Consider the following 12,282-nt stretch of genomic DNA (forward strand, 5'->3'; position numbering starts at 1 on the left):
TTGACATGAGAAACAGGATGCAGATGCTTGACACGGGGTGGCCTGATAAACTTGGGTAACGCCCCGTATCACCTGAGCCTTCATCTCAAACCCCATGACCCAGTCCGGTGATCTTCACAGCCCGACCCCCGAGGCTGCCCCTGCCGTCATGGTTGGCGGTGAGCCGCTGCATGAGATGCCGGAGGATCTTTATATTCCGCCGGAGGCGCTGCGTGTCTTTCTGGAAACCTTCGAGGGGCCGCTGGATCTGTTGCTGTATCTGATTCGGCGTCAGAATCTCGACATTCTGGCCGTCAACGTGGCGGCCGTCACCCGTCAGTACATCGAATATGTCGAGCTCATGAAGGTCAGCGGTATCGACCTGGCTGCCGAGTATCTGCTGATGGCCGCCATGCTGGCCGAGATCAAGTCGCGTACGCTGCTGCCGCGTCCGCCCCGTGCCAGCGAGGAGGATGACGAGGAAGATCCAACGGCGGCGCTTGTACGGCGCCTGCAGGAGTACGAGCAGATCAAGCTGGCCGCCCAGGCCATCGATGAATTGCCGCGTCAGGGGCGTGACTGGTATCAGGCCGAGGCCGGCCTTCCGGCGCTACAGCCTCGCGTGCAACATCCCGACGTCGAGCTTTCAGAGCTTCTGGGCGCCCTGTCGGCCCTGATGCAGCGGGCCGATTTCAGGCAGGAGCATCAGATCACCCGTGAGGTGCTCTCGACCCGCGAGCGGATGATGGCCATTCTTGAGCGCATCAACGAGGAACAGTTCACCGCGTTCGAAGCGCTCTTTGATCCTGAAGAAGGCAAGGCCGGGGTCGTGGTGACCTTCATGGCCATTCTGGAACTGAGCAAGGAGCGATTGATCGAAATCGTACAGAACGCGCCGCTGTCGCCCATTCACGTGCGTGGTCGGGTACAGCAGCCCGACAGCGAGGAGGATGCCCTCGAGCAGCCCTTCGAGACGGATGAGCAGGTGGGAATGTCATGACGCCGCCGCTGGATCATATTCTCGAAGGGGTGCTGCTGGCCGCCGGCGAGCCGCTGACGCTGGAAAGACTGGAAGCCGTCTTTGATGAGCATGAACGCCCCGGTCGTCGGGCGCTGCGTGAGGCGCTGACCACGCTGGACGCGCGGCTGACAGAGAGTGCCCTGGTCCTTGAGGAGACGGCATCGGGGTTTCGCCTTCGCGTGCGCGATGGGCTTTCCCCCTGGGTGTCACGACTCTGGGATGAGCGCCCGCAGCGCTATTCGCGCGCCCTGCTGGAGACGCTGGCCCTGATTGCCTATCGTCAACCGGTCACGCGCGCCGATATCGAGGACGTGCGAGGGGTCTCGGTCAGTGCCTCGATCATGCGTACCCTGATCGAGCGCGGTTGGGTGCGAGTGGTCGGGCATCGTGATGTGCCCGGGCGCCCGGCGGTTTACGCCACCACCAGAGGCTTTCTCGACGATTTCGGACTGCGTACGCTGGATGCCCTGCCGCCGATCAGTGCGGTGAAAGAAGGCGAAACCGTTGACTGGCTCGAACAGCTCACGCCCAATGCACGGACGCCAGCCTCGGTAGACACATCAGATGCCTCGATGAGTGCCACGGAAGCGTTGTCAGCCAATGAAGACGACACTGACGGCAACGAGACCGATAGTGCAGAGGCGGGCAGTGATGATAGTGAAGAGGCTGACAGTGGCGATAGTGCCAGCGCCGGCACTGTCAACGAAGACGCTGCCGAGAACGGCAGCAGCTATACCGAGGATGCGCTGACCGACTCGCCCGCAGGCGAGCAGGCGCCATCCGAACGCTCGTCGATTGAGACGCCGATGCTTTCACGTCAGAGCCCGAGTCTTGATGATATCGGTCAACGACTGGCCGAGCGGCTGCGCGACAGGGCAGACCGCGACGGCCCGGATGCTGGGCCCGATGAGAAATCGACGCAAACCAGTTACCCAGAAGATTGAGACTTCGCATGAACACTGAAAAGCTGCAAAAAGTACTGGCCCGTGCCGGGCTGGGATCACGGCGCGAAATGGAAGCCGCCATCGGCGCCGGACGCATCAACGTCAATGGTGAAACGGCCAAACTGGGTGATCGCATCTCCGAGGATGCCCGGGTGACCGTGGATGGCCGTCCGGTCACGCTGAAGTCGAGTGAGGCATCGTCGCGTCGCGTCATCATGTACAACAAGCCGGAGGGGGAGCTTTGTACGCGTCGCGACCCGGAAGGTCGTCGCACCGTGTTCGAGCACCTGCCGCGCCTGTCCGGCGAGCGCTGGATCGCCATCGGTCGACTGGACATCAATACCAGCGGTCTGCTGCTGTTTACCACCGATGGAGAACTGGCCAATCGCCTGATGCATCCTTCGATGCAGATCGAGCGCGAGTATGCCGTGCGGGTCATGGGCGATGTGACCATGGAACATGTTCGTGCCATGGTCGATGGCGTGATGCTCGAAGACGGGCCGGCACGTTTTACCGATGTTCAGGAGTTCGGTGGGGAAGGCATCAATACCTGGTTCCATGTGGTCATCATGGAAGGACGCAACCGGGAAGTGCGCAGGCTCTGGGAATCCCAGGGGCTGACGGTCAGCCGGCTCAAGCGGGTTCGTTACGGCAGCGTCTTTCTGGACAAGCGTGCGCGGGCTGGTGAGTGGACCGAGCTGACCCAGCAGGAGGTTGACGACCTCTCCGAGCTTGCCGGACTTGAAAAGCGCAAGGTACCGGCGCTGACACCCGATGAGAAAAATCGCTGGAACCGCGACAAGAACAAGCGTCGTCCCGTACGCGGCGTCAAGTCGCCGGAAGCGGCGCGCAGCGATACTCAGGAAAGCACGCCTCGTCGCCAGGACGGTACGCCCCAGCGTCAGGAAAGCGCGCCCCGCCGCAGCGAACGTCGTGATGAAGTGCGGCCGATGTCGTCCCGCGAGAAGCGCAATGAGAAGCGCAGCGACCTTGGGAACTGGAGCTCTACCGCCCCGACGAGCAACCGCCGCTCGGCGGGCAAGAGTGACAAGGGCCAGGAGCGTCGCGGCAGCGGCCAGAAGGGAAATACGGGAGCGCCGCAGGGTCGAAAGGGCAGCGGGCGTCGTTAACGCAAAGGGTATGCAATAGGCGCTTGCATCGCGAATGCTTTCAAAGTAGTATTTGCGCCCGTCGAGCGGGTCGTTAGCTCAGTGGTAGAGCAGTTGGCTTTTAACCAATTGGTCGTAGGTTCGAATCCTACACGACCCACCATTTCGACAAAAATAATGGCATGTTTGTGATTGTCGGCAGAATTGTCGGGTCGTTAGCTCAGTGGTAGAGCAGTTGGCTTTTAACCAATTGGTCGTAGGTTCGAATCCTACACGACCCACCACAAGCATTGTCATTGTTTTGAGCCTCATATTGGCTGCCTGATTTTAGGGTCGTTAGCTCAGTGGTAGAGCAGTTGGCTTTTAACCAATTGGTCGTAGGTTCGAATCCTACACGACCCACCAGTTTTGAAAACGCCTCATTCCTTTGCGGGGATGAGGCGTTTTTTATGGGTCGGCGATCAAGCTCGGCCCGTCGAGCTAGCGAAATTTCTCCAGCGTCTCCCGGTATTGTTTGAAGTCCTTTCGCCGCTCCCGAATGCGGCTGGTCAGGGCGTAATCACCGTTTTGCTGGGACGCCTTCTCCGCCAGCGTCAGCTGTTCCAGTCCGCCGTCGATATCGCCCTTGAGCTGGAGCTGTTCGGCCAGCGCCAGATGACCCCAGTCGTCGCGATTGCTGCGCCCGGCCGCTTCACTGAGCAGATTCCAGACATCCGGATCCTCGGCGTGTGTGTCGGCCAGCGTTCGCAGGCTGCGAAAGGCCGTCGCCGGGTTAATGCCCAGCTGGGCCTCGGCCTGAATGATCTGCGCCGGATAGTAGTCGGGCGTCAGGCGTAAAATACGTTCGCAGCGACGAATGGCGTCTTCGCGGCGGCCAGCATCGAGTGCGGCATCGGCGGCGCTGGCCGGCAGTGTCAGTACATCCGGCGCCTCGCGGGCAAGCTGATCAAACGCTGCCAGCGCCTGATCGGTGCGCTGGTTAACGCTGTCATTCAGGGCATCGAGATAGCGCAGGGCAATCGGGTGAGCGTGGTCCTGCTCAAGCCGGGTGCGAACGAACTCCGGGTCGCTCATGTTCATTGCCAGCATGGCGCGGGCTCGGATCAGGTCATACTCCGGGCCCGGGTCGCTGATCTTGCCGGTCTGGTATTGCTGGGCCAGGCTGGTGGTGTTGCTCAGCCGTGAGTCGGTCATGGGGTGGGTGAGCAAGAATTCGGGCGGGGTATTGCCCTGCATGCTCGACAGCCGCTGCATGGTGGCAAACATGCGCGGCATGGCCATGGGGTCCATCCTGGAGCGCGCCATGGCCTGCAGGCCTACCCGGTCGGCTTCCTGCTCATAGCGGCGCGAATAGCTCAGCTGGTTCTGCATGGCGGCGGCCTGGGTGCCTGCCATGGTGGCGACGCCCAGGTTGCCACCGCCGCCGGCGGCAAGCACCATGCCGGCCAGCATGGCCGCCATGGTAGGCAGCTGGGTGCGTTCATTGCGCGCCATTTCACGGGCAAAGTGATGCTGGGACAGATGGCCCATTTCATGGGCAAGGACCGAGGCAAACGCGTCCTGGTCGGGGGCGTAGGCAAACAGCCCCGTATTGATGCCAATGACCCCACCGGGAACGGCAAAGGCGTTCAGCGTTCGGCTCGAGACCAGCGTGACAATGGGGGTGACATCATCAAGCTGGCTATTGGGCAAAAGCCGCGCCACCAGTGAGTTGAGGTAGTCCTGCGTGATGGGGTCGCGCCATTGCCCCACGTGGGCACGAAACTCGCGCAGCCAGGCCCGTCCGAGGCGAAACTCTTCCTGACTGCTGTAGCTTCCGGTCGCGTCTCCCAGCGAGGGGAGCTGACCGGCCGGTGATGTCACCGATGAGGTGGCCGTGCCAAGCAGCAGGGCAGCTGTAATAATGCATCGAAAACGCGTATGCCTTGACATGACATGCTTACCGGATGGCGATGGAGACATGAAAGGGCAGAAGTGACTGCCTGTTTGCAACAGGCAGCAATGGTTGCCGGTTGCATCAAGTTGCCTTTAAATCGTGCCGATTACAACCAGCAGAGGAGCCAGTGGTGTTGGAAAATCTTGATGACATCAAGCAGATGGAGCAGGCCGCCGATCAGATACTGGATGCCCGCGGGCTTGACTGTCCCATGCCGCTCTTGAAAGCACGTCAGGCGCTGGCTGCATTGAATGAGGGACAGCATCTGCACGTCATCTGTACAGACCCCGGCTCATGGCGTGATTTTGAAAGCTTCGTGGTGCATACGGCACATCAGCTTGCTGCACGCCGACATGATGATGACACCTGGCACTACGTATTGATCAAGGGATGCTGATGCCTGCGCCCGCTGGATGGACCCTTATGGTGACAATAACCTGATGACCTTCAAAAAGCTTTGGAACCATTTCATGGAGCGCTACCTCTCGGATGAGGAAGCGGTCACGCTGGGCGCCCTGCTGGTGTTGGGATTTGCCATCATTATCTTTTTTGGCGGCATGCTGGCGCCGTTTCTGACCGCGCTTGTCTTTGCCTTTTTGCTGCAGGGCGTGGTGCGCTGGCTTGAACGGCTGGGGCTGTCACGACTGCCTGCCGTCTGCCTGGTGCTGTTGATGTTTGTCGGGGCGATGCTGTTTTTTGCCCTGATCATTTTTCCGATGGTGTGGGATCAGTTTGCGCGTCTGGTGCAGGGGCTGCCGGCCGTTTTATATCGCAGTCAGGAACTTCTGAGCGATCTTCAGGCGCGCTATCCCAGTATCGTGACCCCCGATCAGGTGCAGCACCTGATCAATACGGCCAGTCAGGAAGCCACGCAGCTGGGGCGACGTGTCGTCAGCCTGTCCCTGAGCTCGCTGGCCGGCGTACTGAGCGTCATCATCTATCTGGTATTGGTGCCGATTCTGGTCTTTTTCATGCTCAAGGATCGAGAGCGTCTGATCGACTTTTTCCTGTCGCTGCTGCCCAAAAAACGCCTTTTGATGACGCGGGTCTGGTGTGAGATGGATACCCAGATTGCCAACTTCATTCGTGGCAAGTTCATTGAGATCATGATTGTGGGCGTGGTGTCCTTTTTTACCTTCTGGGCGCTGGGGTTACCCTACGCGGTGCTGCTGGGGATCGTGGTGGGGCTTTCCGTACTGGTGCCCTACATCGGGGCGGCGGCGGCCACGCTGCCGGTGGCGGCCTCGGCCGGGCTCCACTTCGGGTTTGGTGAGCAGTTCCTCTATGTGCTGCTGGCCTATGCCATTATTCAGGCGCTGGATGGCAACGTTCTGGTAACCCTTTTGTTTTCGGAAGTCGTCAATCTACACCCGGTGGCGATTATTCTGGCCGTGCTCTTTTTTGGCGGTATCTGGGGCTTCTGGGGCATCTTTTTCGCCATTCCGCTGGCCACGCTGATCAAGTCCCTGATGTTTGCCTGGCCGCGGGGCGCCAGTGCCTTGCGCAAGGAAGGCACTGCCGCCGTCGAATAATCCTTGCGGCCCTGCGCAGGCGCAGGGCCGTCATCCCTTACCGGGCTGCGTTAAGCGCCTGCGCCGCGGCCAGCACCTCGTCGACATGGCCCGCCACCCTGACCTTGCGCCAGAGCGCTGCAATGCGCCCCTCCCGGTCGATCAGGAAGGTACTGCGCTCGATACCTTCATGCGCCTTGCCGTAAAGTTTCTTGAGCTTGATGACATCGAAGGCGCGGCACAGGGTTTCCTCCGGGTCACTGACCAGCTCGAAGGGGAACCCCTGCTTTTCCTTGAAGTTTTCATGCCGGCGCAGCGAATCACGTGACACGCCGAATACGCGCGTATTGGCCTGTTCAAAGGCCGCCATGCGGTCTCGAAAATCCTGTCCCTCTGTCGTACAGCCCGGTGTGGCATCCTTTGGATAAAAATAAAGCACGACCTGCTCCCCCTTGAAGGCGGCCGGGTTGAAGCCTGTCTCGCCGGTAGCCTCCAGCGTGATGTCCGGGGCGGGCGTGCCGATGGTGATGCTCATGTCAGTGCTCCCTGAAGATAAAACGCCTTGCCGGTCTTCGGCCATCCTGAAATGGAAATGGCACCAGCGATACGGCGTTAAGCGAGAGCTGTGACAATAACCGAGACTGCGGGTGAAATCAGCCGTTCGCGGGGCGCGCGCGTTTTCCTGCCTGGCTGTGTCTGTACAGCATGGGGTGCGCCGAGTACCATCGTCAGCCTGATGACCGACCCCGTGTGTTCTGACCGGCAGGCAGGTAATACCGGCACAGGTCTGTACCGGCGGCTTTGATACGGCCGCTTTCAAATGAATTCAAAGCAAGAGGTTGGCGGGATGATCACTGGCAGCATGGTCGCTCTGGCGACGCCCATGAAAGCCGATGGGGCCATCGACTGGGACGCCCTCAGGCGCCTTGTAAGCTGGCATCTCGAGCACGGCACTGATGCCATCGTGGCGGCCGGGACCACCGGTGAGCCCACTACCATGAGTGTTGCCGAACACTTTGATGTGATTCGCACGGTCGTTGAAACGGTCAATGGCCGCGTTCCCGTGATTGCAGGTACCGGCGCCAATGCCACGGCGGAAGCCGTCGAGCTTGCACGCTATGCAAGGGATGTCGGTGCCGACTATTGCCTGTCGGTGACGCCCTATTACAACCGTCCGACCCAGGAAGGGCTGTATCAGCACTTCAAGGCCGTGGCACAGGCCTGCGATCTGCCTGTCATCATGTACAACGTGCCCAGTCGTACCGGCGTGGATCTCTACAACGAGACCACGCAGCGCCTTGCATCGATCGACAACATCATTGGCCTCAAGGATGCGACCGGCAACCTTGAGCGTGCCGAGGATCTGATTGAGCGTCTCAAGGGGCGCGATTTTGCGCTGTACTCCGGCGACGATCCGACAGCCTGTGAATTCATGCTTGCCGGTGGGCATGGCGCCATTTCGGTGTCGGCCAATGTGGCTCCGCGCGCCATGCACGAGCTTTGCGGCGCTGCTACCGGCGGCGACTATGATCGTGCCCACCAGATCAATACCCGGCTGATGCCGCTGCATTCGGTACTGGGCATTGAGGCCAACCCGATTCCGGTCAAGTGGGCACTTAATCAGATGGGGTTGATGGAAAACGGCATTCGCTTGCCTCTGACCTGGCTTTCCGAAAAATACCAATCCACCGTAGCCGAGGCGCTGCAGCTGGCCGGAGTGATGGATCAATGAGCAAAACACGCTGGATGATGGTGACGCCACTGCTGCTTGTGATGGGAGGCTGTGGTGGTGGCTACTATCATGACCGCAACAGCGAGTATGCCGATGCGGAAATGACGTCGCCGCTGGAGCTTCCGGCGTCGCGTGACCAGACCCGCTATCAGGATGCGATGCCGGTGCCGCAGGCTTCCAACGATTTTATTAAAAATCGCGATGGTTACGAGCCGCCTCGTCCGCAGACCCTGTCGACCAGTGACCGTGAAACGCGTTTTGTCGAGCCTCGCCAGGCCGACGGCAATCGCTGGCTGGTCGTCAGCGCAGCCCCCGGTGCTGTCTGGCCGCGGCTTCAGGAATTCGTGCGTGCCAACGGCTATCAGGTACAAAACATCGACGGCAACACGGGTCAGATCACGACCGACCGCGGTGTTTTGTCAGTGCGTCAGGGTATCCGCAACAACACCACGGATGTCTATTGTCAGCAGGGTGGCAATAGCGTGGAAGCCTGTCTGAGCCAGGTTAATCAGTATCTGTCCTCCAGCGCGCCGCAAAGCGGGGTGTCACTGGTGGCTCAGAACCTGTCACGCAATGACCGGGTTCGTCTGGAAAGTCGTGATGACAATTGGCGTCTGGCGCTGGCGCTCGATTTTCCGCGCGCCTGGGCAGAGCTTGCCTGGCAGCTGGAAAACAATTACGAGACCTCCAATCGACGTCTGATCGATCAAAATCGCAGTGAGCGTGTCTTTACCGTGGAATCCACGGTCAAGGGCGAGGGCAGCTGGATTCCCTTCCGGGGAAGCAGCGATGAAACGCAGCAGTATCTGCTGCATCTCTCGCCGTCAGACAGCGCCACCTACGTCAGTGTGACCGACAGTACCGGCAAGCCGGTCGATCAGCAAAGGGCCCATGACCTGCTTGACGGTGTGGCCTCGATTTTGCGCTGATGCGATTTGCATCGCTGGGGAGCGGCAGTCGCGGCAATGCCACACTGGTCAGCAGTGCCGGAACCACGGTACTGGTGGACTGCGGTTTCGGTATCCGTGAAGCGATCAGGCGCATGCAGACACTTGCCATGGATCCGGCCACGCTGGCCGGTATCCTGGTAACGCATGAGCATATCGATCACGTTCGCGGTGTGTTTGCCCTGGCGCGTCGGTTTGGCCTGACGGTCTACCTGACGGTCGGAACCTGGCTGTCACTCAAGCCTGATCCGGCCATCAATGTGGTGTTGATCACGCCTGAAGATACCCTGAGCATCGGTGATTTCGATATTACGCCGGTGACCGTGCCTCATGATGCGCGCGAGCCGGTGCAGTATCTGATACAGGCCGGCGCGCATCGGCTGGGCCTTCTGACCGACCTTGGCGTGGTCACACCGCACGTGATCAAGCGCTATCACCAGTGCGATGCGCTGTTTATCGAATGCAACCATGATTCACGCATGCTGGACTACGGCCCCTATCCGCCGAGTCTCAAGCGACGTGTCAGCGGCAGGCTGGGCCATCTGTCCAATCGTCAGGCCGCAGAGCTTTTGCAGACGCTGGGCACTGACCGTCTGCAGCGACTGGTTGCGTCGCACCTGTCAGAGAAGAATAATCTGCCCGAGCTTGCCTTTGAGGCGTTGAGGCCCTTGCTGGATAACGATGAGTCGCGGCTGGTCATTGCCCAGCAGGGGCGAACCGTTGACTGGCAGTCGGTCAGCTGATGCAACGACATGACTGGCATGACAGGCAATCAACGTCAGTCCATTTCTTTTCTCTCACCTCTGATTCCCTGCCGGAGACTTTCGTGGAAAAACGCCAGGAACTTTATGCGGGCAAGGCCAAGTCCGTGTTTGAAACCGATGATCCGGATCGCCTGATCCTTGAGTTTCGTGACGACACCAGTGCCTTTGACGGCAAGAAGGTTGAGCAGCTTGCGCGCAAGGGGCGCGTCAACAACCGCTTCAATGCCTTCATCATGGACGCCCTGAAAGAGGCGGGTATTCCGGTACATTTCGAACGGCTGCGCTCGGAGACCGAGTGTGAGGTCAAGCGTTTGACCATGATGCCGGTGGAGTGTGTGGTACGAAACATTGCCGCCGGCGGTCTGTGTCGTCGTCTGGGGGTGGAAGAGGGCATTGCGCTCGAGCCGCCCACCTTTGAGCTCTTTCTCAAGAATGACGAGAAGGGTGATCCGATGATCAATGAGTCGCTGGCCGAGACCTTTGGCTGGGCCCGGCGTGAGCACCTGGTACGCGCGCGCGAATTGACCTTTCAGATCAACGACATTCTTCAAAAACTCTTTTTGAAGGGCAATCTGCTGCTGGTGGATTACAAGCTCGAATTCGGTCTGTTTAATGGCGAGGTCATGCTGGGCGACGAGTTTTCGCCCGATGGCTGCCGCCTGTGGGATGCCACCACTCGCGAGAAGATGGACAAGGACCGTTTTCGTCAGGGGCTGGGCGGTGTGATTGAAGCCTACGAAGAGGTCGGACGCCGCATCGGCATCGACTTCGATCAGGCCATTGGCTGATCGGGAAGCAGGCGGCGACGAGGTATCGTCGCTGCCTTGTCAGCTCATTTGAACCAGTCTGTCGACCACGATGATACTGTCATGATCAAGGCCGCTGGCAGGCTCGTTCGCTTCGACATGAAAGCAAACATCCAGATCATGAAGGCGTACGCCATAGCTCCGCTCATCCGGCTTGTGGCGACGATAGGCCGGTCGCGGGTCCTGCGACAGTACCTCGCGGATCAGGGCGGCAAGATCTTTCCCGTCAGGACGCTCGTCTAGCGTGCGCTGGCAATCATCACTTAGCCGGACCTCAAGAAGCGGCGGCGGCTCGGGTGCAAAGCCGGCTCTGGCCTCAATGGCGCTGTCGGCCCAGGGCAGATAGGGTTTGATATCCACGACCGGCGTTGTATCCACCAGGTCGTGGCCGCGCAGTATCAGAGCGGGCGTCGGGGTATATTCGATGCCCGCCAGTTCGACCAGTGACAGACCCAGCCGGTTGGGACGGTGAGTCGAACGTGAGGCGAAAACGCCGATTCTGGTATTGCCGCCCAGCCGTGGCGGGCGAATCAGCGGCGTCCATCGTTCGGGGCTCTGATGAAAGATGAAGCTGATCCAGAGGTGGCTGAACTGTTCGAGTCCGCGCACGCAGTCGGGATGATCAAACGGCGCGTTGAAGCGCAGAAGGGCCGTGGCACTCGGTGCCAGTCCCGGCTGGCGTGGGATACCGAACTTGTCTGGATAGCAGCTTTCGATGGTGCCGATGATATCAAGCGTCATCGTGGCGCTGATGGGAGAAGACGTATCATGTGTGGTCATGGGGTGATTATGCCATTCGGTCGTGCCGGCGACATCCTGTCAACAGGGCGTGATGGCAGGTGCCAAGGTTCACTGAGCCGGGGATAAATGACGCCATCCTGATGTCCAATGGCCATCGACATCACGGGCCTGATGCAGGCGCGTACAGGTATTGAGGCAAGGATAAATCATCATGACGGATCACAACGGCGCCGTTTCCGGTACGCCGATGCTTTTTACCGAGAAGAAGATCAATACCACGCTTTTGGGGGTGGCCTTTGCCTTCTCGGTGGCCGGTGGCATTACCCTGCTGGTACATGCCTGGCAAACGGAGCGCCTCTGGCCGGTCGGGCCCATCGGTGTCGCCCTGATGGCCTGGGGGCTGCTGGTGGGTAACAACCTGGCCGTACGCAGGCGCCTGTCTCCGGTGCTCCGGCTTGAAGAACACTGTGTGCGATATATTGGTGGGCCGGCATGGAAGCCCCATATGGTGGCTGTCAATTTCAGTGATATTTCCCATGTCGAAAAGGAGAATCAAGGCGGCATCACGTTTCGAATGCATCATGAGCGCCGGTCTCGACTACTGCCGATTGGGCTTCTTTCCTCACGCGATAGAAAACGGTTTGTCCAGGGGTTCAACGCTCGTGTTCAGGGGGTGCCGCAGACAGACATTTCTTCTTCTGACCCTTGTCGTTAGAGCCTATCGTTAGAGAAAGTGACTTTCAGACGCTGCCTTCCGGCAGCGTTTTTGTTTCCCCTTTTCCTGTGAATGAC

At 59.7% G+C, this 12,282-nt stretch carries 12 protein-coding genes, 3 tRNA genes and 1 pseudogene; 13 read left to right on the plus strand and 3 right to left on the minus strand.

Annotated elements, in window-relative coordinates; genetic code table 11:
- Window positions 1-148: 148 nt before the first annotated feature.
- From Q0931_RS14775 to Q0931_RS14800, 6 genes and pseudogenes are all read left to right on the plus strand, one after another.
- On the plus strand, window positions 149-979 hold the full coding sequence (locus tag Q0931_RS14775; protein WP_299261669.1) for a ScpA family protein: 831 nt from the start codon (window positions 149-151) through the stop codon (window positions 977-979).
- Window positions 976-1,944 (plus strand): SMC-Scp complex subunit ScpB, encoded by a 969-nt coding sequence (scpB, locus tag Q0931_RS14780; RefSeq protein WP_299261614.1) that lies wholly within the window; start codon window positions 976-978, stop codon window positions 1,942-1,944. The genes Q0931_RS14775 and scpB overlap by 4 nt, the downstream gene beginning before the upstream one ends.
- A gap of 8 nt (window positions 1,945-1,952) precedes the next feature.
- Window positions 1,953-2,795: pseudogene (gene rluB, locus Q0931_RS14785) on the plus strand (23S rRNA pseudouridine(2605) synthase RluB); the annotation flags it as partial.
- Window positions 2,796-3,141: 346 nt separating this feature from the next.
- Window positions 3,142-3,216 (plus strand) — tRNA-Lys (locus Q0931_RS14790).
- Between the two features lie 46 nt (window positions 3,217-3,262).
- A tRNA-Lys gene (locus Q0931_RS14795) sits at window positions 3,263-3,337 on the plus strand.
- A gap of 46 nt (window positions 3,338-3,383) precedes the next feature.
- A tRNA-Lys gene (locus Q0931_RS14800) sits at window positions 3,384-3,458 on the plus strand.
- A gap of 75 nt (window positions 3,459-3,533) precedes the next feature.
- On the opposite strand, the gene Q0931_RS14805 is transcribed toward Q0931_RS14800, so the two are convergent.
- Window positions 3,534-4,985, minus strand: coding sequence for a M48 family metalloprotease (locus tag Q0931_RS14805; RefSeq protein ID WP_299261616.1), 1,452 nt, complete (start codon window positions 4,983-4,985; stop codon window positions 3,534-3,536).
- Window positions 4,986-5,119: 134 nt separating this feature from the next.
- Between Q0931_RS14805 and Q0931_RS14810 the strand changes: the two genes are divergently transcribed.
- Both Q0931_RS14810 and Q0931_RS14815 read left to right on the plus strand, forming a co-directional pair.
- Window positions 5,120-5,386, plus strand: coding sequence for a sulfurtransferase TusA family protein (locus Q0931_RS14810; protein ID WP_366941625.1), 267 nt, complete (start codon window positions 5,120-5,122; stop codon window positions 5,384-5,386).
- A 43-nt stretch (window positions 5,387-5,429) separates the two neighbouring features.
- The gene (locus Q0931_RS14815) at window positions 5,430-6,521 is read left to right on the plus strand and encodes an AI-2E family transporter (RefSeq protein WP_299261618.1); all 1,092 of its coding nucleotides are present in this window, start codon (window positions 5,430-5,432) and stop codon (window positions 6,519-6,521) included.
- Between the two features lie 37 nt (window positions 6,522-6,558).
- Here Q0931_RS14815 and Q0931_RS14820 read toward each other — a convergent pair whose 3' ends face one another.
- Window positions 6,559-7,035 (minus strand): peroxiredoxin, encoded by a 477-nt coding sequence (locus Q0931_RS14820; protein ID WP_299261620.1) that lies wholly within the window; start codon window positions 7,033-7,035, stop codon window positions 6,559-6,561.
- A gap of 312 nt (window positions 7,036-7,347) precedes the next feature.
- Between Q0931_RS14820 and dapA the strand changes: the two genes are divergently transcribed.
- From dapA to purC, 4 genes are all read left to right on the plus strand, one after another.
- Entirely contained in the window at window positions 7,348-8,232 is an 885-nt protein-coding gene (dapA, locus tag Q0931_RS14825; RefSeq protein WP_299261622.1) for a 4-hydroxy-tetrahydrodipicolinate synthase, read from the plus strand.
- On the plus strand, window positions 8,229-9,161 hold the full coding sequence (locus Q0931_RS14830) for an outer membrane protein assembly factor BamC (RefSeq protein WP_299261624.1): 933 nt from the start codon (window positions 8,229-8,231) through the stop codon (window positions 9,159-9,161). The genes dapA and Q0931_RS14830 overlap by 4 nt, the downstream gene beginning before the upstream one ends.
- Entirely contained in the window at window positions 9,161-9,922 is a 762-nt protein-coding gene (locus Q0931_RS14835) for an MBL fold metallo-hydrolase (protein WP_299261626.1), read from the plus strand. Before Q0931_RS14830 ends, Q0931_RS14835 begins: the two co-directional genes overlap by 1 nt.
- Before the next feature lie 83 nt (window positions 9,923-10,005).
- Entirely contained in the window at window positions 10,006-10,731 is a 726-nt protein-coding gene (purC, locus tag Q0931_RS14840) for a phosphoribosylaminoimidazolesuccinocarboxamide synthase (protein WP_299261628.1), read from the plus strand.
- 39 nt (window positions 10,732-10,770) lie between these two features.
- Here the strand turns inward: purC and tsaA are convergent, their stop codons facing one another.
- Complete coding sequence (tsaA, locus tag Q0931_RS14845) at window positions 10,771-11,529, minus strand: tRNA (N6-threonylcarbamoyladenosine(37)-N6)-methyltransferase TrmO (RefSeq protein ID WP_299261630.1); 759 nt, start codon at window positions 11,527-11,529, stop codon at window positions 10,771-10,773.
- 172 nt (window positions 11,530-11,701) lie between these two features.
- On the opposite strand from tsaA, the gene Q0931_RS14850 reads away from it, so the two are divergent.
- Window positions 11,702-12,205, plus strand: coding sequence for a hypothetical protein (locus Q0931_RS14850; protein WP_299261632.1), 504 nt, complete (start codon window positions 11,702-11,704; stop codon window positions 12,203-12,205).
- The last annotated feature ends 77 nt before the right edge of the window (window positions 12,206-12,282 follow it).

The sequence above is a fragment of the uncultured Kushneria sp. genome (genome assembly GCF_947497025.1).
In the GTDB taxonomy this organism is placed as follows: Bacteria; Pseudomonadota; Gammaproteobacteria; order Pseudomonadales; family Halomonadaceae; genus Kushneria.